At 43.9% G+C, this 23,797-nt stretch carries 25 protein-coding genes, 1 tRNA gene and 1 pseudogene; 18 read left to right on the plus strand and 9 right to left on the minus strand.

Translation table 11 applies throughout. The features are described from left to right. The first annotated feature begins 52 nt into the window (after window positions 1-52). The 14 genes from JMX92_RS01980 (at window position 53) to JMX92_RS02045 (ending at window position 9,529) form a co-directional block, all read left to right on the plus strand. Window positions 53-129 (plus strand) — tRNA-Pro (locus tag JMX92_RS01980). Between the two features lie 163 nt (window positions 130-292). Then, the gene (locus JMX92_RS01985) at window positions 293-1,534 is read left to right on the plus strand and encodes a tyrosine-type recombinase/integrase (RefSeq protein WP_201543588.1); all 1,242 of its coding nucleotides are present in this window, start codon (window positions 293-295) and stop codon (window positions 1,532-1,534) included. A gap of 116 nt (window positions 1,535-1,650) precedes the next feature. Continuing rightward, window positions 1,651-2,463, plus strand: a complete 813-nt coding sequence (locus JMX92_RS01990; RefSeq protein ID WP_201543591.1) for a hypothetical protein — start codon at window positions 1,651-1,653, stop codon at window positions 2,461-2,463. Window positions 2,464-2,659: 196 nt separating this feature from the next. Then, window positions 2,660-2,956 (plus strand): helix-turn-helix transcriptional regulator, encoded by a 297-nt coding sequence (locus JMX92_RS01995; RefSeq protein ID WP_227675232.1) that lies wholly within the window; start codon window positions 2,660-2,662, stop codon window positions 2,954-2,956. 4 nt (window positions 2,957-2,960) lie between these two features. Next, window positions 2,961-3,248, plus strand: a complete 288-nt coding sequence (locus tag JMX92_RS02000) for a helix-turn-helix domain-containing protein (RefSeq protein WP_201543592.1) — start codon at window positions 2,961-2,963, stop codon at window positions 3,246-3,248. Beyond that, window positions 3,249-3,536, plus strand: coding sequence for a hypothetical protein (locus tag JMX92_RS02005; protein ID WP_201543593.1), 288 nt, complete (start codon window positions 3,249-3,251; stop codon window positions 3,534-3,536). After that, complete coding sequence (locus tag JMX92_RS02010) at window positions 3,529-3,804, plus strand: hypothetical protein (protein WP_201543594.1); 276 nt, start codon at window positions 3,529-3,531, stop codon at window positions 3,802-3,804. The genes JMX92_RS02005 and JMX92_RS02010 overlap by 8 nt, the downstream gene beginning before the upstream one ends. Further along, window positions 3,791-4,318 carry a hypothetical protein gene (locus JMX92_RS02015; protein WP_201543595.1) on the plus strand — a complete coding sequence of 176 codons (528 nt, stop codon included), beginning with the start codon at window positions 3,791-3,793 and terminating at the stop codon, window positions 4,316-4,318. Before JMX92_RS02010 ends, JMX92_RS02015 begins: the two co-directional genes overlap by 14 nt. Further along, window positions 4,311-4,844, plus strand: a complete 534-nt coding sequence (locus JMX92_RS02020; protein WP_201543596.1) for a hypothetical protein — start codon at window positions 4,311-4,313, stop codon at window positions 4,842-4,844. Before JMX92_RS02015 ends, JMX92_RS02020 begins: the two co-directional genes overlap by 8 nt. Before the next feature lie 150 nt (window positions 4,845-4,994). Then, the gene (locus tag JMX92_RS02025) at window positions 4,995-5,180 is read left to right on the plus strand and encodes a hypothetical protein (protein ID WP_201543597.1); all 186 of its coding nucleotides are present in this window, start codon (window positions 4,995-4,997) and stop codon (window positions 5,178-5,180) included. Beyond that, complete coding sequence (locus JMX92_RS02030; protein WP_201543598.1) at window positions 5,180-5,386, plus strand: hypothetical protein; 207 nt, start codon at window positions 5,180-5,182, stop codon at window positions 5,384-5,386. Before JMX92_RS02025 ends, JMX92_RS02030 begins: the two co-directional genes overlap by 1 nt. Next, window positions 5,379-5,705 (plus strand): CHC2 zinc finger domain-containing protein, encoded by a 327-nt coding sequence (locus tag JMX92_RS02035; RefSeq protein WP_201543599.1) that lies wholly within the window; start codon window positions 5,379-5,381, stop codon window positions 5,703-5,705. The genes JMX92_RS02030 and JMX92_RS02035 overlap by 8 nt, the downstream gene beginning before the upstream one ends. Window positions 5,706-5,708: 3 nt before the next feature. Beyond that, window positions 5,709-8,105: a DUF927 domain-containing protein gene (locus JMX92_RS02040; RefSeq protein WP_201543600.1), complete on the plus strand. Its 2,397-nt coding sequence runs from the start codon at window positions 5,709-5,711 to the stop codon at window positions 8,103-8,105. A gap of 1,040 nt (window positions 8,106-9,145) precedes the next feature. Next, window positions 9,146-9,529, plus strand: coding sequence for a hypothetical protein (locus tag JMX92_RS02045; protein WP_201543601.1), 384 nt, complete (start codon window positions 9,146-9,148; stop codon window positions 9,527-9,529). On the opposite strand, the pseudogene JMX92_RS02050 reads toward JMX92_RS02045, so the two are convergent. Together JMX92_RS02050 and JMX92_RS02055 are read right to left on the minus strand one after the other, a co-directional pair. Next, a pseudogene (locus JMX92_RS02050) lies at window positions 9,530-10,330 on the minus strand (IS3 family transposase). Between the two features lie 269 nt (window positions 10,331-10,599). Continuing rightward, window positions 10,600-11,055, minus strand: a complete 456-nt coding sequence (locus JMX92_RS02055; protein WP_201543602.1) for a PH domain-containing protein — start codon at window positions 11,053-11,055, stop codon at window positions 10,600-10,602. Between the two features lie 388 nt (window positions 11,056-11,443). Here JMX92_RS02055 and purU point away from each other — a divergent pair, with 388 nt between their 5' ends. Continuing rightward, the gene (gene purU, locus JMX92_RS02060; protein WP_011959702.1) at window positions 11,444-12,328 is read left to right on the plus strand and encodes a formyltetrahydrofolate deformylase; all 885 of its coding nucleotides are present in this window, start codon (window positions 11,444-11,446) and stop codon (window positions 12,326-12,328) included. A 96-nt stretch (window positions 12,329-12,424) separates the two neighbouring features. On the opposite strand, the gene JMX92_RS02065 is transcribed toward purU, so the two are convergent. From JMX92_RS02065 to dxs, 3 genes are all read right to left on the minus strand, one after another. Further along, window positions 12,425-13,072 (minus strand): hypothetical protein, encoded by a 648-nt coding sequence (locus JMX92_RS02065; protein ID WP_201543603.1) that lies wholly within the window; start codon window positions 13,070-13,072, stop codon window positions 12,425-12,427. A 127-nt stretch (window positions 13,073-13,199) separates the two neighbouring features. Beyond that, window positions 13,200-14,030 carry an inositol monophosphatase family protein gene (locus JMX92_RS02070; RefSeq protein ID WP_201543605.1) on the minus strand — a complete coding sequence of 277 codons (831 nt, stop codon included), beginning with the start codon at window positions 14,028-14,030 and terminating at the stop codon, window positions 13,200-13,202. A 154-nt stretch (window positions 14,031-14,184) separates the two neighbouring features. Then, on the minus strand, window positions 14,185-16,317 hold the full coding sequence (dxs, locus tag JMX92_RS02075; RefSeq protein ID WP_201543607.1) for a 1-deoxy-D-xylulose-5-phosphate synthase: 2,133 nt from the start codon (window positions 16,315-16,317) through the stop codon (window positions 14,185-14,187). Between the two features lie 636 nt (window positions 16,318-16,953). On the opposite strand from dxs, the gene ribA reads away from it, so the two are divergent. The 3 genes from ribA to JMX92_RS02090 all read left to right on the plus strand — a co-directional run bounded on the left by ribA (window position 16,954) and on the right by JMX92_RS02090 (window position 19,396). Next, window positions 16,954-17,640 (plus strand): GTP cyclohydrolase II, encoded by a 687-nt coding sequence (ribA, locus tag JMX92_RS02080; protein WP_011959698.1) that lies wholly within the window; start codon window positions 16,954-16,956, stop codon window positions 17,638-17,640. 60 nt (window positions 17,641-17,700) lie between these two features. After that, window positions 17,701-18,699 carry an oxygen-dependent coproporphyrinogen oxidase gene (gene hemF / locus JMX92_RS02085; protein WP_011959697.1) on the plus strand — a complete coding sequence of 333 codons (999 nt, stop codon included), beginning with the start codon at window positions 17,701-17,703 and terminating at the stop codon, window positions 18,697-18,699. A 250-nt stretch (window positions 18,700-18,949) separates the two neighbouring features. Continuing rightward, window positions 18,950-19,396: a c-type cytochrome gene (locus tag JMX92_RS02090; RefSeq protein WP_110816091.1), complete on the plus strand. Its 447-nt coding sequence runs from the start codon at window positions 18,950-18,952 to the stop codon at window positions 19,394-19,396. Between the two features lie 103 nt (window positions 19,397-19,499). On the opposite strand, the gene JMX92_RS02095 is transcribed toward JMX92_RS02090, so the two are convergent. From JMX92_RS02095 to JMX92_RS02110, 4 genes are all read right to left on the minus strand, one after another. Beyond that, window positions 19,500-20,447, minus strand: a complete 948-nt coding sequence (locus JMX92_RS02095) for a mechanosensitive ion channel family protein (RefSeq protein ID WP_201543609.1) — start codon at window positions 20,445-20,447, stop codon at window positions 19,500-19,502. Window positions 20,448-20,660: 213 nt separating this feature from the next. Next, the gene (gene gloA, locus JMX92_RS02100; protein ID WP_201543611.1) at window positions 20,661-21,206 is read right to left on the minus strand and encodes a lactoylglutathione lyase; all 546 of its coding nucleotides are present in this window, start codon (window positions 21,204-21,206) and stop codon (window positions 20,661-20,663) included. Between the two features lie 120 nt (window positions 21,207-21,326). Next, window positions 21,327-21,974: a carbonic anhydrase gene (locus JMX92_RS02105; protein WP_201543613.1), complete on the minus strand. Its 648-nt coding sequence runs from the start codon at window positions 21,972-21,974 to the stop codon at window positions 21,327-21,329. 382 nt (window positions 21,975-22,356) lie between these two features. Further along, complete coding sequence (locus JMX92_RS02110; RefSeq protein WP_201543615.1) at window positions 22,357-23,775, minus strand: glutamate synthase subunit beta; 1,419 nt, start codon at window positions 23,773-23,775, stop codon at window positions 22,357-22,359. Window positions 23,776-23,797: the final 22 nt, after the last annotated feature.

A 23,797-nucleotide genomic window follows, 5' to 3' on the forward strand; every position in this document is an offset into this window, starting at 1 on the left:
ATGCATACAACCCCTTGCAAAATTTCTAATATTAAGTAAAATAGCAGTCCATCGGGGCGTAGCGCAGTCTGGTAGCGCACTACACTGGGGGTGTAGTGGTCGCAGGTTCAAATCCTGCCGTTCCGACCAAACACAATATTAGGGCATACCGTCATTGACCGTATGCCCTTTATTTTGGGCGTTTTTCAGGTATTGAGCGTTATATAGGTGTATGGCGTTCCATATAGAATGTTGGTATTATTGTTGGTATTGAGCAGTACCAACATGGACAATACCAACAAAGGATAACCCCATGCCCCTAACCCATACAGGTATCAACAAGCTACAGCCTAGCGCCACCTCTATAGCCACAAAACGACCTGATAAACACAGTGATGGTAACGGGCTGCAATTATGGGTGCGTTATACGGGCGTTAAGTCATGGATTAGCGCCTACAGGTGGCAAGGCAAACAGCAAACCCTCACTATTGGCACTTATCCAGTAATGAGCCTACAAAATGCACGCCAGCGCAATATTGAGATTAAAAGGCTTATAGCTGATGGCATCAACCCTAAAGACGATAAGAAAAAGACACAAGCAGATAATGACGGTTCAAGGGCGTTCGATACCATAGCCCAGCGGTGGCATGATGACCGTAAGGCGCACATTGCCGCTACCACCTATAGCCGTGATTACTCACAATACCAGCGCGATATTAAGCCCGTCATTGGACACATGAACATAGAGGACATAACCGCACCTGATGTTTTGGCTATTGGTAAAGCTATCGAAGCACGGGGCGCTAGTGATATGGCAAGGCGTGCAATGCGTCAAACAGGGCAAATATTCAAACAAGCAATCCGTGAGGGCTTAACCAACCTCAACCCAGCCAACGACCTAACCGAAGCCTTAAAGCCCCATAAGGTGAAGCATCATAGCCGTATCACCAGCCAGCAATTACCAAAGCTACTACAAGATATTAACGCCTATGAGGGTGACCTACTGGTGAAGCTGGGCTTATGGTTTATGTGCTATACGTTTGTGAGAACGCAAGAATTGCGCTTTATGGAATGGAGCGAGATAGACTACAAAGCTAAGTTATGGCGCATACCAGCCGACAAAATGAAAATGGATAGACCGCACTTAGTACCGCTTGCCCCTCAAACAATGGCTATCTTAGAGCAAATCAAGGCGCTAGGCTTTTCGGACAAGTATGTTTTCTTTAATACCTCAACCCGTAAGCCATACAGTACAAACGCTTTTATCACTGCCCTATGGCGCATGGGTTATAAGGGCAGAATGACGGGGCACGGCTTTAGAGGACTTGCCAGCACTACCCTACATGAACAGGAATACATGCACGAAGCAATAGAGCTACAGCTGGCACATGAGAAAGAGAACAAAATCAGCAAAGCCTATAACGGGGCGCAGCATCTACCCTACAGAACCAAGATGATGAATGAATGGGCAAACTTTATTGATGATGCTTACGCTGGCAAGATTGATAACTTAATACGTGCAGACTTTAAACAACAAAAACAAAAGCATGGCTAACATCATGCTGTAACGACTATGCAAGGCTAGGACTAATTACCCGAACGACAGCAACCGCACCCTTATGCTGTCACTGCCTTGCACCTACTTTGATTTAAGGGTGTAGGGGTGTGAACGTGAGTAATAACAATTTTTTTGGCACTATTGCAGATGAGTTTATGAATGCTTTATCTGATGCAGATTTATATAAACTTATGGATGTTATAAGCGTTGAAGATGCAGCGGCATTGATTGCTGGTGTAAGTCCTAACAATGTTTATCATGATTACTATGCTGGTGAGGGATATATAGCAATACGCACCAATCAAGGTGACCCATATAACGCACAAGAGGTTTTTTCGATTAGCTTAAAAACGCTAGGACACGCCATAAAATCAGGTAAATTAAATGCTCATATAGTTATTACGCCAAACGTTGAAAGCCTTACTCAGGATTGCTTAAATAAAGACTGGATAGCTATATCAGATATTGATACAGCTAAAACCACTATAGATAGAGATGATTTAAGAGAATGGCTATCAGATAGAGGCGTTTTTCCGCATTTATTATTTCCAAACGGCAAAAAAGACGACTACATGAACCAAAAACACCCAAATTATTCTGCTAAGTTGGCTCTATGTGTTAGAGCATGGGAGGAAGCACAAACCGCCAATCTTAACGGTAAAAGAGTGAAAGGGTTTATAGAAGACTGGATGAAAGATAACGCCAAAGCCTTTGGTGTGACTAATACAGGTGACAAGTTTTTCAAAGACCTTGCTGCTATTCCGAACTGGGACGTTACAGGTGGTAGAGCTAAAGCCAAACCTACCCCCCTAAAAGTAAGTAAAAGCGCAGATAAAAACCTAGCTACTGAGATACAAAAAAAACTTACTGTTAATTTACCTAATGAACTACCTAAAAAAGATATAGATTTTGACATACCTTTTTAATACCCCCTATATTTTCAGACCTTTATTTTATTGAGCTAAGAAGAAAATGAACTTGTTTTTTATTGTAAAAAAGATTTTTTAGGGGGGTAGCAATAGCATTACCTTTCCGTCTATTCTGCCCCCCTTAATACCCCCTAAACTATCCATATCGCAGCACACCGCAGCGGTGCAAATCATACGATATGGAGCAGTTAAAATGACACAGCAACAAGCCACCCAAAACACGCCAGTTATTCCCTTTACTGGTGACACCTCGAACGACACCGAACCAACCACCGCAAACAGTCCAGCTATGCAACTGCCTACTACGGGCATGGGTAGAGCAAAGGACATTTTGCCATTCCTACCCTTTAGCAAAACCACCCTTTTTGAATGGTCAAAAGATGGACGTTTCCCAGCTGGCAAGAAGCTAAGCCCTACCATGACCGCATGGAGCTATGCAGACATTCACGAATGGCTTAATTCTCACACCTCAACCACTAGCGAGGTATAGAGCCATGACTACTACAGCCACCGCTACCGCCCCAGTGACAAACGAGCAAGCACCTAAAACCCAAATAGAGATTGTTAAAGCGCACCTGATGACAGGGGCAACAATCACCACATGGGACGCTTACCGCCTTTACCAAATCACATGCCTAGCACAGCGCATACATGACTTACGAACGGCTGGATTAACCATTCAAAGTGAAATGGTCAAACATAATAATAAGTGGTTTTCTGTTTATTGGCTCGATGAAGCAACATTACTTGAAAGCGAATTATCTAACAGTGAGGTGAACTAAATGAATAACCACCCTAGCATATCAATCGACACCCCAGCCAGCCGCCTAGTGACCGTGGATAGCCTTTACTTACGTCTTATGAATGACCGCGTACAAGATATTTATATTAATACCGACCACCTAGCCACCGCGCTAGATGCTATCAATACAAAAGACGATGTTAGCCAAGGCGTGCTTGTGGCAGTCAAAGCAGCACTACTGAGCAATAGCGAGCTGGCAGGTATTGTTAGCGAGATGTTTTGTGAGCACGCATTACCGTACCAAGCGGAGGCAACAAGCCATGAGTGATAACGACTTTATAACTCAAGTCATGGACGGGCTAAAAGAACAGGGCTTTTTGATGATACCTGATGACTTTATCGACCAGCTCATCATTACCTTGCACGCCAATGTGACAACCATTAACACCATGACCCAATTAGCAGAAATAGAAGTAAAAATGTTAGGCAGTTTGTTACCGACAGGCAGCCGACAAGTGGAGTCATTAAAAGAGCTATCGAAAAACATAGCAGAAATCGCCTTTAACGTGGAGGACGTAAGAAATGACCAACGATAACAGAACCAGTATAAAAGCCAGCCACGGGGCGCACAATCGCATACAGCCACATAAACGAGGCTTACTACTTAGCTTTATTATATTTATGGCATGGGTTGCTGGTATTGGCTTAGCACTGGCATTAATCGCTTGCCAGCCAGTCAATGCAAAACCGATTGCAACCGATGATAACAGCGGTTACTATATAGACCTCTCGAAAACTAAAAGCGGCAAGCCAAGCCGTTACTTATTGGCTTTTTTTGTGCCTGTTATTGATGCGGACTCTCAATCCTTATCAAAACATACAGACACCGCCCCAAACGCGCATTTAAGCGCATCAAGGGGGCAAACCATCATATCTATAGCAAGTCACTTGCTAACCGACTATGACGGGTTGACGCTGCAAAATAAAATAGCCGTAAGGCGAATATGCAGGGCGGTTGCTTTTAGTACCGAGAGTAAGACCCGTCACCCTATACTTTTACCGTATAGCGTGGCACATACTCAAAAACTAAAAGGAGGCTATCATGCCTAATTCAATCCGTAACACTTCTATCAAAACCCAACCAAAATTTAAAGCAGGCGATAAAGTTTACTGCCCTAACTTAGGGGATAGTATCTTTACGCTTGTCTATATATCCATCGACTGCCTAGCCATCGTTATCGGTAATGTTGAATGCTTATTCCGTCCAGATGGCAGAGGCTATTTTTCTGATGGCCACACCCTGCCCCAGATATTCCACGTAACCGAAACCAACCGCCAAGCCATATATGATTTATATGGTATCAAAGTCTCTTTTTATCCTAATCATTGGGAACGCAAGCACGGCTATGTAAATGCTGATGGCGTATTCTACTGCCCAAAATTCACTATCACAAAAGACGGCGAACGCTTAGAAATACACGGCGTTACTCATTCTTATGGCTATGTTGACGGTTATCAGATACTTATGCACCTTCAGGCGGCATCTGATGCTGATTATGAGCTTACTCCTATGTTATGGCTCGCTGCCCCTCAAGCAACGCTTGAAAGCGACTTGCCAGCTAAGGAGGCTGACTAATGAACACAGTGAACCTTAATCGATTGTTAGTTATGTTGCTTCTAATCTTTATTCCTTTGATGTTGGCAAAGTGTGCACTCAATGAGAGTAAAAACGCGTACGAGGAGCAGCCGCAAAGCCTCTCATTTAACGACAGAGGAGCTTTAAAGCATGAATAGCGATAATGATACGGATAAGCGCCTAAAAGCCCACAGCGAGCAAATTCAGGCCGATGATGAGCCTATCCCCACCTTTATGAATGCCCAGCTTGCCTATGCCAAATCTAAGCGCAGCAAACAGTCTGAGCAAAAGAAGAAAGCATATAAAAAGAGATGGCTCAAAAAAGGGGGTAAGTAATGCGAATTAATCCAAATGATTGGTACATGATCCTACTCGATGATGAGCCGTTAATACCTGAGCATATCGATAGCATTATGGACTATTGGACAGCTGAGACGGTGCTCGAATTTATGAAATTGATTGACCCTAGCAAGGAGCTGATCATTCAGAAAGTGGGCTTTATAGATACAGAGCAGGCAAGTAGTGAGGTGGGGCATGGCTGACTTAATAATGGACTACTTAAAGAAGAATAAGCAGCGCCAAGCCAGCACCCATCAAGGCAGGTTAGATAAATCACGCCTGCCAGAGCCGCGGCACTTCTATAGCGCCTATGGATTTACGCTCAAAGGCTCAAGCGGCTGGCAAATGGTGAAATGCCCATTCCATGATGATGCTCATGCCTCAATGGGTATCAATCGCTCGCATGGTGGCTTTAAATGCCACGCCTGTGGGGTCAGTGGTGATTTAATTGGCTTTTATATGCAATACCACCAAGCCGACTTTAAGAGCGCCTGTAATGCTTTAAATATTAAGAAGGGGTAACCCATGATAGATTTAAAAAATATTGAAGCTGCTATTGCTGCAGTTGCTAGAAATGATAAAAAAGATTTAAGCGAGTATGAGGCCTACCCTAGCCACACTTACAGGGGCTCGCAAGGCAAGATGATTTATGTGAAATCGCGCTATAAGCACCCTGCTACAGGTGATAAGTGGATCAGGTCGTTTCACTTTGATGAGGCAGGCAAGCTGCTATATGGTGAGCCTGACTTCAATAAAGCCTACCCTGAAGGCGGCGGCAAAAAACCACTCTATCAACTGCCTGACATACTTCAATCCAGTAGTGAGCCTGTTTATTTCTTTGAAGGAGAGCAGAAAGCAGAGCTTGCCAAGCAATTAGGATTTATTGGTACTACCACAGGCGGAGCTAGTACGGTTGATAAACACTATCTTGAGCCTGTGAGAGGCCGCAGGGTTTATCTGTGGGCTGATTATGATGAAGCAGGGGGTAAGTGGCTGCAAAGTCTCTATCCACCGCTAAAGGCCTTAGATTGTGAAATCAGTGTCATTAATGCCAGCGAGTTAGGCATACCTGAAAAGGGTGATATTGTCGATTGGGTGGAGCTTCAGCATAAAGATGGAGAAGATGACGGCGGCATCAATCTTTTAATAAAAAAACTGCCCACCTATGAAGATGAGCAGCTTGGCAAACTTTTAAACGATGATAAAAGTAATGTACCGAATAGCATTATAGCAGTTGAACCTGTGTTTGAACATGAAAACGGCGTTTTTGAGTACGTCCAAAAAACCAATGGTACAGAGCTTTATTTCAATACTTATAAAGATGATGGAGAACTGAAAAGAGCAATTTGGGTTTGCTCGAAAATTGAGGTATTAGCACGCAGTAGAGATACAAACGGCAAATCATGGGGCATATTGCTTGAATGGCTGGATTATGATGGCAAAACCCATAAATGCGCAATGCCTGCCGAGTCTCTACGGGATAGCAGCGAATATCAAAAGCAATTACTCAATGAAGGGTTAAGACTTAATAACGATGCTTTAAAAAAATTAGATGCTTTTTTTATCAACCACCCTACCGATAAACGGGTGAGATGCGTTAATAAAGTTGGCTGGCACCATGACTCTTATGTACTGCCTGAACGTACCTTTGGAAAAGATAAGGACTCTATTGTATATCAACCAGAGTACCACGCCGAAAACGTTTACACGCAAAAAGGCACGCTTGAACAGTGGCGCAGTGAGCTATGCAAGCCTTTAGTTGAGCAAACACGAATTGCTTTTGCGGTATCGGTAGGCTTTTCAGGCCAGTTGCTAGAGCTATTAGGGCATAAGGGCGCTATATTCCATATTATTGGCGGCTCAACCATGGGCAAGTCTATAGGTATGAATGTTGCCGGCTCAATATGGGGCAATCCTGAAAAGTTTTGCGATACATGGCGCTCAACTGATAACGGGCTGGAGGCTAAGGCGGTATCACGCAATGATTGTATTATCTGCCTCGATGAAATTAACCAAGGTAACCCCAAATCAGTGGCGCAGTCAACCTATATGCTTATTAATGGCAAAGCAAAGACCAGAGCCAAAGCCAGCGGCGGCAATAGGGCTGACCCTGAGTGGCGCTTAATGGGGTTGTCTAATGGTGAAAAGACGTTACCAACCTATCTTAAAGAGGCTGGAATAACGGTTAATGCCGGGCAATTAGTGAGACTGATCCATATTGATGCAGACGCAGGCAAAGGCTATAAAAGTTTTGATAGTATTGTTATGGGTAATAGTGGCGCTGAGCAGGCAAGCGTCATTACCAGCTTGTACCAGCAATACCATGGCACTGCCGGCATTGCGTGGCTTGAATATTTAGCTCAGGATAAGCAAGCCCACACCGTGACAGCAAGTAATCTTATGCAAGGCTTTATCAACCAGTACAGCGGACTCAGTGAGCAATCAGGGCGCGTTTTAGCTTCATTTGCAATTGTCGCGGCAGCTGGTGAAATGGCTACCAATGCAGGAATAACAGGCTGGCAAGAAGGACAAGCAACCAATGCGGCAAAAGTCTGTTTTCAAAGCTACCTTGATAACTATGGCAGTAGTGCAAACCATGAAGATAAACAGATAATAGATCACATCGCTTTATATCTTGAGAAGTATGGCGGCAGCCGTTTTCAACGTGTAGAAGATAATGTTCAGCTTATGAGTGAGCGAGCTGGATATTACCGAGCAAGTGATAATCTTTATTTGTTTGGTGAGAACTCATTCAAGCAAGAATGCTTACCTTTTGACTTGAAGATGGTAGTTAATGTACTGAAGAAATATGACTTGCTTAAAACCAACTCAGGCAGCAATAAATTGAAGGTTAATAATGCTAATGTCGATATTGAACGAGCTTATGCAATCAAAGGAGAAATAATTAATTTTCAGATTTAATAAAATATAGCTGGAACTCCGGGAACTCCGGGAACGCCCTTTAGTATCAAGGGCTAGAGAGAACTGGAACAAGTGGAACGTTCCCGGAACTGGCTGGAACTGGAATTAATTCCCGTATGACGTTCCCGGAACTAGCTGGAACGAGTTCCGGCTTTCAATCCTTGCAAACCCTTGAAAACATTGGGAGTTCCCGAAATTCCCGAAGTTCCGGGTAGAAATATAGCATTATAGGTTTTAGATAGGCGTTATTTAAAATAGCGCCTTTTTTGTTGCTTGAAAGATGGCTGCAACCTGATAAAACCTGAGATTTATTTTGATTTTTCGGACATTGTAAGGCGGGTAGTTTTTCGGAGTGATTTGGGAGTGAATGGCGGTAGTTTTCATACACTATTAAAAGGGAGTTTCTTTACACTATAAAAAGAGGTTATTACACACGCCTTGAGTTTTCGTACACGCTTAGAGTCACACCAATGCAAAGGCAGTTTATGGAGCAGTACGCGCGCGCAGGGAGGCTATAGAACGGCAAGATTACGGCAAGACTAAATGAGGATTGAACCTAAGGTATTACTGAGGTTTTTGGACACCGTAGAGGGTAGTTTTTGGAGTCCATAAAAGGGACTTTATGCACAGGTATCGTAAGGGACTTTTCGGACATCTTAGAGCGCCGTTAAAATAATACTTGGAGTCCATAAAAGGGGGGAATTTTCGGACACGTTAAGCGGGGGGTATTATTCTTAATATTGAGTGCACATTAAGCGGACACCGCCCCAAATGGCACGCGCAAAATAAAAGCCGTTTTAAAAATAGGTTAAAGCCCTAAGCATAGCGCAATCACTGCCAGCGCAAAGCCTAACGCCTGATAATTGGTTAAAGCAGGCAGGTTAAGAAGTTAATAAAAGTTAAAGCGGAAAAGCAATAGCTAAACTTTTAATTACGCGGCTGTAAAAATATGCGTATGGAGGCGGTGACCGCTTGCCAAGTCATGAACAATTACACCGCCCTGCCTTAGTTTATGGAACAGTACGCGCACGGGGTATATTTTGCCCATGCTGGATAGTTTCGCGACAAGTATCGTAAGCGAGCACTGCCCTACTATGTTGAAAAATGTTGAAACGGCAAACAGTGAAAATAATTACAAAATAATATTGAGTGAAGCAGCAAACAGCCAAAAAAGGGCGTTATTAAAAACGATTGTTGGTATTATTGTTGGTATCGTCATAAAACAAAAACATCAAACCCATATAAATCAAGACATACAGACTATACTTTACTTCCTGCCGTTCCGACCATATATTAAAAAGACCTGTCATATTTATATGGCAGGTCTTTTTTTATATATATTTCAAAGATTTTCCGGTAAGTCAGGCTCAGTCTTGATTAATCCCTGGTATCAATGCCTTAGACTTAAAATTGGCAAACTTTAGTTACGCCACTTGACGATAATAATCCAACCATAACTGTCTTGGCGATTTATATCCTAAACCCTTTTGAATTCTTGTTTGGTTGTAGAACAGCTCAATATATCTAATAATATCATTGATGGTATTAAATCTAGTCTTATAGTCTTGCTGATATACTAGCTCATTCTTTAATACGCCGCGGAAGCTTTCTTTTGGCGCGTTGTCATATGAGCGAGGATAAATAAGTGTCTGGCGACACTTACCGAGTCCAAGGCAGAAGGCTATGCCTGTATTGGGTTACCTTTACCGCTCATTGAACCTATAAACTGGTGATGATTTTGTGATATGCATGGTTACAGTACTGAATGCCTCTATCTCTTGATACCATGCTCTTCATTGATACTTCTGATCACGTAGAGGTTGATATCGCGATTTAGCCAGTCATATAGCTTGAGGGTCTAACTCCTAAAATACGACACATACAGCTGATGCTAAAGACTGCATGATTTTAATAAAGACTTACTTCACGAGCTATGCTTGGCAAAGTACATGCTGCCTTTTTTAATATCCCACTTACCTCTTCAGCTATTCTCAGTTGTCGCTTTAAACGTCTTACCTCTTCAAGAGCGCTTATAATATCAGGATGTGCTCAGTGCCTACAAGCTTGCTCTAATTAGCTTTATTATACTATTTGGACAAGGTCTGGGTCTGCATGGCAATTTATATCTGCTTTGAGGTAGCTGAAACGTTACCATTATTGTCTGCTATCTTCTTGACTGCTTCTTCTTTAAATTCTGAGCTGTAGGTTCTTATTTTCTTGATAATGGTAAACTTATATTATGTTGCTTAGTTTACAAAGTATTATTATGATATTTTCACACTATTAGGTATAGCTGCATAACTTAAGTACAAAAACCTCCGATATAGTCGGGGCTATTCAAACTCTTGTTTTATTAAATTCGATTACCTCACCCGTTCTGTGTTAATCAAAAAACTCAAAGACACTTTGGCAAATTACGGTATATTTAGTGGTATAAGTGTTGGTACTGAAAGAAACAATACCAACACTTTTAATAGTTTCAGTCGATACAAGTTTAATCAAATTGCTCAGGATTTTCTAAAAATTCATTTACGGCCATGCGAAATTGTGTGGGATTACTAATATAAGGAATGGGCGTTTTTATACCGCCAGTCCCTGAAACTACAACGGTGCCATAATTTAATAGTCTACCAAAGATGCTTTGTGTCACCATCAGTCCTTCTACTTTCTCCAAACGCAGCTCTATTGTATCCCTTCTAATAAATCCTGTCTTAGCAATGACTCTTTTGCTTGTTAAAGCCAACTCAGTAGTCAATACTCTAATAATTGCTATACCTAAAAAAATAACAGCTAAAAGAAAACTCCCCCCGGCTCCTTCTCCTTCACCTAAGGTGCCAAGCAAAAAAATTACCCCTAGCAAAATATAAGGCCATTGTGACCACCATGATACCTTAGCTCTATTAATAACCCTTTCATTAGTTGTCAAGTTTGCATCAATATAACTAGCCATAAATAACCTCGCAGCAATTAAATTTCAGTTTTTTATTACAACAAAATAATTATAACTTAATATTAACATTTCTGTAATATAGCTGAACTATGTTTACCATCAAGATATCCTCAACAACATAGAAACTTATGATTTAAATTTTTCTGTTATAGCGCTTAACCCAATCTTAATTATAAGCTTCACACGAATTAATGTGAGCTTTGTTCAAATCAATAAAACCGATTTCGAAATTGACTTATTGTCAATTCACTGCACGCCAGTACCTGCTATAATGGCGCGATCCTTTAATACCTTTAACAACATCAATATCTTCATTACAAACCTTTAGAACAGGCGGTCAGTCAGTGATTGACTGCTTTTTTTCATCTTATTTTTTAGTGAGTTATTCATGTCAAAAAATACACAATCCCTAAATCCTGCCATTGACACCGCCACTCTATTAATCAAATGTAAAGACCAAGCTGGCATCGTCCAAGCCGTCTCTGAATTTATCCATCGTTATGGCGCTAATATCATTACTTTAGACCAATACTCAACCGCACATGAAGGCGGCCAGTATTTTATGCGCCTAGAGTTCGCCTTAGCTGGATTAAGTGAGATTATTGAAAACTTCGAGGCCAGTTTTTCGCACACAGTGGCCAAACGTTATGAGATGCAGTGGCGCTTGCATGACAATGCGATTAAGACCAAAGTGGGCATACTGGTCTCAAAATTTGACCACGCCCTACTCGACCTCCTGTGGCGTCATCAGCGTGGCTTATTAGATTGTGATATTACCTGCGTAGTCAGCAACCATAATGATCTACGCCAAGCGGTAGAAAACTTTGGTATTCCTTTTCATCACGTACAAGTCACCAAAGATAATAAAGCCGAGGCTGAAGAACAAATTCATCAGATTATGGCTGGTAATGATTTACTGGTATTGGCGCGTTACATGCAAATTTTGTCTGAAGATTTCGTCAGTCGTTGGCCCATGCAGATTATCAATATCCACCACTCCTTCTTGCCAGCTTTCGTCGGCGCCGACCCCTATCGCCAAGCCTTTGACAAAGGGGTAAAACTAATTGGGGCCACAGCGCACTACGTGACCGCCGATCTGGATCAAGGCCCGATTATCGAGCAGGATGTGCACCGAGTTACTCACCGTCAAGGGGTAACCGAGCTGCGTGCTATTGGCCGTGACGTGGAGCGTAATGTGCTGGCACGTGCAGTAAACTGGCATGTACAAAACCGAGTGATTGTCAGTGGTAACAAGACCATTGTGTTTAACTGATATTAATAAAATAATAGCCAAAAAAAGTGGGTGGCATTGTAAAAATGCCACCCACTTTTTATTATCTAACTCTTTTTGCTTATCTTTATTTCTTTGTTACTTACTTATAAAACGACTGCCTTCAGCTGGCTCAATTAATAGCCTTACGCCCATCTCAGAGATTTCACAAACATATACTCTTTCTCCAACGACTCCTATGGCCCGTTGGTGGGTCTTTTGCAAAATATAATTAGAGAAAGCTTGATCTAATAACTCTGCTACTTTGGCCTTAGCTTCTGATGGTGACAGCTCGGGATTTAACGCCAACACGGAAGCCGTCACTAACTGCGATAATTTAGCCCCCGATTTTTCTAACTGCTCATTGGAGGGCATGGTGTAAATTAACGCTTCTAGCACTCCAGAATCATTCACCTCGCCGGTAAGGCTTATGTGATGCGGATAATCTATTATAAAGGCATCACCTGAGTCTCCTTCTGCAACCTTGGTCACGGTCATAGCCGCAAATTCAGTATTGGCAAGTAACTCATTTAGCTTATTGCCATAATCTTCAGCTTTAATATCAAAGTTTGGCTTTTTAATCAACTTGGCAACTTGGCCATGATTCGGGGTCTGAGTATGGCCAATAGGGGCCACATCTTCTGTATTAGTTACAGCCGCTTTAGGTTCCGCCTTTTCCGACTCTGCATTACAGCCTGCGATTAAAATTATGCAGGCAGTTAGGGCACTCAGCACTGGCTTTTTCATGGCTTATCCTAATTATTATATTTCATCTATTTAAATAGCTATTTTATCGTTATAAACCAAATTTATTGGTTTAAAAAAGCCCATAAATCATAATGATCTATGGGCTTTAATCAGACTAAATTTTGTCTTAACGAACCGCATCGCCCCAAGTCGGCACAACCATCTTCATTAATGGCTTTAACAGTTTAACGTTACAGGCAAAAATAGAGCCCGTTTCCATCGCTTTGTGAGCGCCATTATGATCCACTACCACGCCACGCGCTTCGTTGACCAACAGTTCGCCGGCAGCGATATCCCAACGCTTTAACTTCATTTCAAAGTAACCATCAAAGCGGCCAGCGGCTACATAAGCCAAATCTAGCGCTGCTGAGCCCAGACGGCGAACTTGCCCCCCTTCTTCAGCGATTTTTTGTAACGTAGCAAAATGCTCTTTGGCATAAGAGACCACTTGATCACCGCGTTGACGCTCAAGCGGGTGGCCTGTCGTGAATAAGCCGCCTTCGATGGTTTTGCGTTGGCTGACTTGCAGACGGCGCTGATTTAGACGAGCACCTTTACCACGGCTGGCTGAGAACATCTCATCACGGATAGGATCATAGATAACGCCATGTTCAGTAACGCCGTTATGCTGCACTGCGATAGAAATACAAAAATGAGGAACGCCATGTACGAAATTGTCCGTACCATCTAGCGGGTCGATAATCCAGCACCATTCAGAGTCGCTACCTTGGCCCTCTTGTAAGCCAAACTCTTCTCCCAAAAACGAATGATTGGGATAGTTGTATTTTAAAGTTTCGATAGTCAATTCTTCACTAAATCGGTCAATCTTAGTGACAAGACCTTCAAGGCCTTTAGATTCGGTATCGAATTCAATTTTGTGGCGGTTTTGATGCGCTTTTAATAGCTCAGCACCGACTTTTTCAGCAGCGCGGGCTGCTATTACGACCATTGGTTCCATAATTTTCCTATTTGCTCGACTAAAGCGGTTAAAAACTCAGCTGAAATACTCAGTTGAGTGGTGTTGATTTAAGAAGGAGAAAAAACAGCGGGGCCAAGCGTGGCCCATATTTTGTGATTGAGGTTAAAACCTATTTTTAAGCAGGTCATACCGCTTATTTTACCGCAAGTAGCGCCTGCAGGTGAGCAGTAACGCCAGCCACATCTAAGCCACATTCGGCCAATTGTTGTTCATGGCTACCATGCGCGATAAACTCATCAGCAATACCAATATTTTTTATACGCACGCCTTGCTGAATGCACGCGGTGTGATTGAGTAAATACTCATTAACCGCACTGCCGGCACCGCCCATGACTGCATGCTCTTCTAAAGTTACCATATGGGTATAGCCTTGCGCCAACAGCTCATCTAACAGCTGGGTGTCCAGTGGCTTAACCCAGCGCATATTTACCACGCTCACAGTAATGGCACCAAGCTCGGTGGCAGCAATTAAGTTTTGCGCCGCCGCTTCAGCGGTAGTGACCATGGGTCCAAAGGCCAGTAGCGCAATCTTTACTTCAGGCTGAGCGCTTGAGTCTGAATGATAAGTCGACTCAATCACCCCTTTACCGACCTCATAGCACTGAGCAGGTTTAACAATAGTGGCACCAGGGCCGGTACCACGAGGGTAACGTACCGCACTTGGGCCTTGATACTCATAGCATGTGTTGAGTAATTGGTAGCACTCATGTTCATCTTTTGGGGTGGCAACGATTAAGTTTGGCACGCAGCGCATATAAGCCAAATCAAACACGCCTGCATGGGTCGCCCCATCTTCCCCGACCAAGCCTGCCCGGTCAATCCCGAAAGTGACATCTAGATTTTGTAAGGCCACATCATGAATCAGCTGATCATAACCACGCTGCAAAAAAGTGGAATAAATCGCGACCACAGGCTTAACGTCTAAAGTGGCCATACCCGCTGCCAAAGTCACGGCATGCTGCTCAGCAATCGCCACATCAAAAAACTGCTTAGGATAACGCTGTGCAAATTCCGTCATACCAGAGCCGGACTCCATAGCCGGTGTAATGGCAATCAGCTTTGGGTCTACTGCCGCTTTATCGCATAAAAAGTCACCGAAAACATCAGAGTACTTTTTCTTAGCCAGCTGAGTTGGGGCGCTTTGGACAGATGCTTGTTTTTCGAAGTTGGCTTGAGCGTCGGCAGCTTTGGGCTCTAGTTTTTCGGGCAATTTGCTAATAGCATGGTATTTTACCGGATCGCCTTCAGCGGGGATAAAGCCTTTACCTTTGGTGGTATAGACATGGACCAGTACCGGCCCTGAGACGTTTTTGGCACGCTCAAGCACCCTTAGTAACTCAGGTAGGTCATGACCATCAAAGGGGCCAAAATAGGTAAAGCCAATGGCTTTAAATAAGTTATCAGCCACTTGGGGAATATCGCGTATGGCGCTGTGACGTGCTCGGCGATCCGCCAAAGGCATCTCAGGACGATGCGTCAGCTTAGGCTTGCCACCTGCCGTAATATCTACCTGATAGCCTGATTCCCAAAGCATGGCCAAGTGGCGCGAAAAGCCCCCAATTGAGCAAGAGATCGACATGTCATTGTCGTTGAGAACCACCAATAAATCAGCGTCTTGTTGCACTGCATCATTTAAAGCTTCAAAAGCCATACCACCGGTCATGGCGCCATCACCAATCACACAAGCGACTTTGGCATCTGACTTGAGGTGACGCAGCGCTAAGCTCATGCCTAAGCCTGCTGAAATCGAGGTAGAAGAATGGCCTACCCCAAAGGTATCATATTCAGACTCTTGACGCTCAGGAAAAGCAGTCAGACCTTGCTTGGCGCGAATAGTGGCCAAACGATCTCTACGACCAGTCAACACTTTATGGGCATAGGCCTGATGACCGACGTCCCAGACCAGCTTATCTTTTGGGGTATCTAATAGGTAATGCAAAGCGATGGTTAATTCAATCACCCCCAAGTTTGCACCAAAATGTCCGCCGCTTTGACCGGCAGAATATAGCAAGTATTCACGTAACTCATCTGCTAAAACAAGCAACTGAGCCTGAGATAAGGGTTTTAAATCAGCAGGAGACTCTATACTATCTAATAAAGGGGTATGAGGACGTGTTGTAGGAATTGCACTAAATAGGCGCATGGCTGCCGGCTTTTTTGCCACAGCATCCGAAATGGCCATATCAACACTGTTATCTTCAGAGGTTGAGTCCATTTGTTGCGAGGGCGCAGGCTTGGGCGTAGTGGAGTTAGAATATTGCTGCATAGACCTTACAAAACCTACTAATCTTAGTATAGACGCTGTCTATCGAATTGAGGTAACTCAACTCAATATTAAAATTGCTTATGCTGGGATATAAAAGTACCACAACCTTAAGCGGAGCATCAGTGTGAGTGAATATGGGTATAAAATAATTATCTGTCTTTTGACACATGTGCACCATTTTGGCGTACATTGATAAGATATCAGACCTATGCATCTTCTGCACAGATTAAAACCCGTTCCAGTAGTCATTATTGCGGCAGTCTGTATTTTAAGACTTGATATTTAGGCATCTGCCGTCATTTACTTCCCTATGATAAGTTATAATGGTATAGCGACACCATACCGTCTTAATCAAAAGAATAATTATAGTGGACCAGCGACTAACCGCTTGGTAGGTCTCTTGTAAGCCAGCCAAGCTTCAATGACGCCAACACTGTATCGGGATTAAGAGTATGGCATAATAGCATTTTTTTTCATTTAGCGCTTTATTCATCGGACTGGCTGTGTGAATTTTCTATGTTTTTAATCGCAGTTTGTTTGACAATGCGGGGTGATTAAGCCCTAAAGCGCTTGGTTTGCCTTGATATATCAACCTAACTCACTCCTCCTTCACGAATATGACTCTTTAGGTCTGTAATGTCTCAACTACCTTCAACAAACGAAACTCACTCTCCTTATAAATTCATCAGTAAAGCCCGTCTCCCAACGGCGCATGGTCAATTTGATATCCACGTGTTTGAGAATGCAGAAGGCCAAGAGCATGTTATGCTCACTTGCGGCTTGCCGACTGATAACACTGATGATGTAGCCAATAAAGAGAAACTGCCACCTTTGGTACGTATCCATTCTGAGTGTCTAACTGGTGATGCTTTTTCCTCTTTAAAATGCGACTGCGGTCCCCAGCTAAATGCAACGATGCAGGCCATACAACAAGAAGGATGTGGCGCTATTTTGTATTTGCGTCAAGAGGGGCGCGGTATTGGACTGACCAATAAAATCCGAGCTTATGCACTACAAGATCAAGGTCACGATACACTCGATGCCAACCTGTTGCTCGGCCTACCCGCTGATGCCAGAACGTATGAAATGTGTAAGCCCATGCTCGATCATGTGGGCATCAGCAAGCTGCGTCTTATGACCAACAATCCAGATAAACTCAGCTATCTAGAAGACTTAGGCTTTGAGGTGGTGGAGCGTATTCCGCTGGTAGTGGGACTTAATCCTTTTAATGTGGATTATTTGGCCACCAAGCGTGAGCGCATGGGTCATCATTTGAACAATGACATCTCCTCTTTAGTATTTAAGCCCATCTCGGAGCAATAATACTTCAGTTACTATTTTTGCGAGCGATATAAATCTACCCCTGACTTAATGGAGCATGGTATGAGCTTAACCAACACTGGCATCAATAATGCCGCCCCAATTGTTGATAATCCTGATAGCCCCACTGCCAAGGACATTCAGCGTGTACGTGATTTTTTGATTCAGTTACAAGCCAATATCTGCCAAGCTCTAGAACAGCAAGAAATCGACGGCGGTGGTTCAGCGACTTTTGTGCCCGATGATTGGCAACGCCCTGAGGGCGGCGGTGGTCGCTCTTGCGTTATGGCCGATGGTGCGGTTATCGAAAAAGCGGGGGTTATGTTTAGCCACATTCATATCAGCAACCTGCCTGCCACCGCCACTGCTCGCCATCCTGACATTGCTGGCCGTAAAGCTCAGGCCATGGGCGTGTCACTTGTGGTGCATCCGCGCAACCCAAATGTGCCTACCAGCCATGCTAATGTGCGCTTGTTTGTCGCTGAAAAAGAAGGCGAAGATCCGATTTGGTGGTTTGGTGGCGGCTTTGATTTAACCCCTTTTTATCCTGTCCTAGAGGACTGTGTGCATTGGCATCACGTATGCCATGAGCTGTGTGCGCCTTTTGGTGAAGAGATTTATCCTGAATTTAAAAAATGGTGTGATGATTATTTTTATCTGCGCCACCGCAATGAGCAGCGCGGCGTGGGCGGCCTGTTCTATGATGACGTCAATACCCAAAGCCGCGGCTGGGACTTTGAGACTTGCTTTAAATTTATGCAAGCGGTCGGCCAAGGTTATCTAGATGGCATAATTCCTATTTTTGAAAAGCGCAAACAGTTGCCATACACCGAGCAGCAACGAGAGTTTCAGCTGTATCGCCGTGGCCGCTACGTAGAGTACAACTTAGTTTATGATCGGGGTACTTTATTCGGCTTGCAAAGTAATGGACGCATTGAGTCAATTTTGGTCAGCTTACCACCGCTGACTGGCTGGCAGTATCGTTATGAGCCAGAGGCTGGCACCCCTGAATATGAGCTTACAGATTTTTATCTAAAACCGCGTGATTGGCTGGCCCTATAGACTGTGCGCTGGCATAAATAGCTAACAAAGATATCTGCGCCTAATAAATAAGCCTACCGTGCCTTGTTAACAATATATCCACATTTGACTTGAGCAATTTAAAAATTCTTTGCTAGTATTAGCCCTATGCAATCTACTTGATACCCCATGACTTTTGAACCGCGCATTTTTAGGTATTGCTTATAAGCATTTTAAAAAGAAATATAAGTAGGGAGCTTTACGTTAAAACAACAACAGCAAGGAGACAGCCATGCCGATTAAATCTTTAATGCTAGCCACTTTATTGCCCTTAAGCTTAGCCCTATCCGCTTGTAACTCAGGCGGCGTAAGCTCAGATGTGAGCGCACGTCAAGACACCATGAAAAACTGGAAAGATACCAAAGACTCAATGGAGAGCATGATTAAATCTCCGCAAAGCTTTGATGCTGCTAAGTTTAAAGAAGATACCCAGTTTTTGGCGGATGATGCCTTGACCCCTTGGCAACATTTCCAAGACAAAGCGGCAGTGGGTGGCGCCAACACGACTGTTTGGTCGAACCCAGAAGGCTTTACAGCCGCAGCAGAAAAATTCAAACAAGCCGCAACCAACCTAAACACTGTGGCGCAAAGTGCGACCACAGCAGATCAAGTTCAGCCCGCCTTTAATGAATTAGGCGAAAGCTGCAAGTCTTGTCACCAAGAGTTCAAAGCCAAGTAAGCTGCCCTTTTATTGCAGCAAGATTGTGCCTAAAAAGCGCCTGTAACCAAATAATGAGCGCCGCCCCATAAGTTAGGTCTAACGTATGGGGCGGCGCTCAAATTCACTTACTGCTGCTTTTATGAGCGCAGCTTTGTGACACCTGCTGGGCGCTTACCATGTTGTCTATTAAAGCTTGGGCTGAGGCATCACTAAAATCCAAGGTGCGAATCGGAAAAGGTATACTGACCCCGGCCGCATCCAAATGTGATTTTGTCTGTACAATCACTTCATGAATAGAGGCCACCTTATTGGCCTGTGTCCCATCATCGATATACCAGCGCACCTTCAAGTCAATGCTTGAGCCACTAAATTCAGTCGCCACCACCGAAGGCTCAGCCAACTTAGAGACGGTCTCAGACTGCTTTAATGCCTCTAGTATCGCCGCTTTCGCCTCATTAATATCATCTTGATAACTAATGCCGACCGTCAGCTCTAACCGGCGACGCTTATACGCCGTATTCACCGTTAATGCACTGGTATACAGCTGAGAATTGGGGATGACCACTTGTCGCCCATCATAGGTGCGAATGGTGGTCGCACGTACCTTAATGTCTTCAACCGTCCCTTCATAGTCTCCTGAGACAATCTGATCTCCGATACGAAACGGCTCAGACAGCAGCAATAAAATACCGGACAACAGGTTTTGGAAGATGTCCTTGAAGGCAAAACCGATGGCCACCGAACCAATGCCCAGCGCACCGACCAATTTGGCAGGGGTGAACCCAGGGATGGCAATGACCATGGCCACCATCACTCCCACGAAGATAATGAGTGCGCCACCAATACGCTGAAAAACCCTGATCAAGTTACGGTGGGTGTGCGTCTTTAATAATAGCTTAGTGACAAGCTTTTTGAACAGTATCGACAGCAGCCAAAACAGCAGCAGCACCGATAAGGCCACAATAAAATAAGGCAGCCGTACGATAAAGTCATTCACCATTTGATTGGCAGCAGATGCTATGGTCTGGTATTCGTTAATCTTATCGCTGACACTATCAAGCTGTGGCATAGTACTCCTATTGGGCAATTTAAGCGGCTTTCTTCAATTCTAACGCTTTTTTGAGGCAGTTTTTAGGGCTGTTTTTTATTCGTCGGTTAATTTTGAGTTAAAAAAAACCGGTTCTACTGTTAGCAAAACCGGCGTTAATACCTCTTAGTGACTTTTATAAAACGTGTTAAGTTTATAACGCTTTAGAGGCACAGTATGCACTTGTACAATCTATTAACCCATAAGATCAGCTTGTACCACTTCAATCCAGTAACCATCAACATCTTTGATAAACACCACGTTCTTCATTTTTCCCTCTTCTGGGCGTTTTTTGAACTCTACGTTGTTTTTATCAAACCACTCTACGGCAGCAGTTAAGTCAGGGACGCTAAAGCAAATGTGACCAAAACCTTGTGGCTCAGCATTGCCGTCATGATAAATACGTCCTGGCTGGGTCTCGGTGCCATAGTTATGGGTCAACTCTAAAATACCACGTTGACGGAAAGTATAAATCGCTAATTCTTCGTTTTCTGGCAAATTGGCGCGCTCGTCATCGGTTAATTTGGCCAAAAAGTACAAATCAAACGCCATTTCTGGGAATTTTTTTACCGTCAAAAGCGTCATACCCAGCACACCGGTATAAAATTCAAGCGACGCTTTGGGGTCTTTAACCCGTAGCATGGTGTGGTTAAAAGTATAACCTGTGGTTGCCGCAGCAATCGGCTGTACGCCATCTACCACAACGGAGCCTTTGGGTTGGTCAACATGATTAACAGACATTATTACATCCTTTATATCAAATACATCACTGATAAAAACAGTATCTAGTACCACGACCACCTAGCCTAAAAGGCATCTGAATCAAGCCGGTCACCCTATACTGTTTATCGGGGCAAAAACTTACATGGGCAAAAATTCAACTTCACCGGTATCTAAGTTGTATTCGGCACCCACAATGAGCAGCTCACCGGTACGGTTCATGTCTTCAAGTAGGCGTGAGGCATGCTTTAATTGACTCACAGACATACGCACATTGGCAGTGATTGAGCTATCAATAAGTTTTTGTTTATCTACCTCACCACCTTTGGCCGTAGCCAACTCATGTAGGTTATAGACACTGGGGCGAATACGATCAACGATAGATTGCAAGTTGGTGGTATAGTTTTGCTCTGGGTTCATCAAAGCATCCACGCAAGCGGTCACTGCGCCGCAATTTGAATGGCCAAGTACCACAACCAAACGGGTATCAAACTTCTCAACAGCAAATTCGATAGAGCCAATTTGGGAAGGTGCGACCACATTACCAGCAACACGAATAACAAACAAGTCACCAAGGCCTTGGTCAAATACAATTTCAACCGGCACACGGGCATCTGAGCAGCCAAGAATAATGGCAAAAGGATCTTGCTCTGAGATCAGCTCATGACGCGTGGCGACCGCATTTCCAGGGTTATTTAAGCTTTTGACATAGCGGTCATTACCAACTTTTAACCACTGCAGGGCTTCCTCGCCAGTTTTTGGTCTCTCTCCTGAGTTTCTTGATGGCATAATTATAATCTCATTATAGTTTAAGGTATTAAAAAGGTGCCGTAGCTGACGACATCTGCGCTAATTTTAGCATAGGCACTGGGCATTCTTAGCCCTTAATCTGCTCAGCTTTACAGACACTGCACAATTTCTTTTTAAGCGGAACGGCTTTATTAAGCTACTCTTTATGCTGTCTGTTTGCTGACTTATCTGCTGTTTTTTATCCTATTATTGAGTTTATTTGGTCGGTGCATTATCGGTGAGCCCTACTCGCAGTTAACTCATAACGTCATAGCTAGAGTTAGCGTTAAAGTTAGCTCATAATCGCCAGACAGCATAAAGCCCTAACAAGTAGGGCTTTATTGATAAACAGCTTAAGAGTGAGCTTAGCGCCTTTGCTGGATTACACTTCTAGATAATCCAAGATGCCTTTGGCCGCTTCACGACCTTCCCAAATGGCAGTGACCACTAGGTCCGAGCCTCGCACCATATCACCGCCAGCAAAAATCTTAGGGTTGCTGGTCTGAAACTTAAAGGCTTGCTCTTCAGGCGCCAAAACGCGCCCTGAGTTATCAATCTTAACTGCGCTTTGCTCAAACCAGTCAGCAGGACTTGGGCGGAAGCCAAAGGCCATAATAACCGCATCACATTCAATAATCTCTTCTGAATTGGGAATGGGCTCAGGACGCTGACGACCTCGGTTATCTGGTTTGCCCAGCTGAGTGGTCACCACTTTCACACCGGTCACTTGACCATTTAGCCCCACAATCTGGGTCGGCTGACGGTTAAATAAAAACTCAACCCCCTCCTCTTTGGCATTTTTTACTTCACGTAGCGAGCCTGGCATGTTGGCTTCATCTCGGCGATAGGCACAGACCACACGCTCAGCACCTTGACGGATGGCAGTACGGTTACAATCCATAGCAGTATCGCCGCCGCCTAACACCACAACCTTTTTGTCTTTTAGGTTGATGTACTGGCTTGGATCTTGTTCCCACTCATTGCAGCGATTGACGTTGGCAATTAAGTAATCTAGGGCATCATACACCCCAAATAGCTCTTCGCCTCGATAACCGCCACGCATATAAGTATACGTGCCCATGCCCATGAACACGGCATCGTAGTCTTCTAACAGCTCATCAATGGTCACATCTGTACCAATTTCAGTATTTAAGCGAAACTCAATACCCATGCCTTCAAATACTGTGCGGCGATTGCGCATCACCTGTTTTTCCATCTTAAATTCAGGAATACCAAAGGTTAATAAACCGCCAATTTCAGGGCGTTTATCAAACACAACAGGCTTCACACCCGCGCGCACCAAAATATCGGCACAGCCTAGACCAGCAGGACCGGCACCAATAATGGCCACCTTTTTATCCGTCCACTGCACATCACTCATATCTGGGCGCCAACCTAGGGCGAAGGCCGTATCGTTGATGTATTTTTCGACATTACCAATGGTCACAGCGCCAAAGCCATCATTTAAAGTACAAGCGCCTTCACATAATCTATCTTGGGGGCACACACGGCCACACACTTCAGGTAAAGTGTTGGTGCGGTGACAAAGCTCAGCCGCTTGGAAAATCTGACCTTCAGTGGCAAGCTTTAACCAGTTAGGAATGTAGTTATGTACCGGACACTTCCACTCACAATAAGGGTTACCGCACTCTAAGCAGCGGTGGGCTTGCTGCGCCGCCTCAGTCGCCTCAAAGGGACTATAAATCTCCACAAATTCGGTAGAGCGGGTGACGATGTCTTTTTTCTCAGGCTCACGACGGGGCACGTCCAAAAACTGAAAATTGTTATTAATACGCTTCATTAGGGTTTTGTCTCCTTAAGTT

It is taken from the genome of Psychrobacter sp. H7-1, from assembly GCF_904846585.1.
In the GTDB taxonomy this organism is placed as follows: Bacteria; Pseudomonadota; Gammaproteobacteria; order Pseudomonadales; family Moraxellaceae; genus Psychrobacter; species Psychrobacter raelei.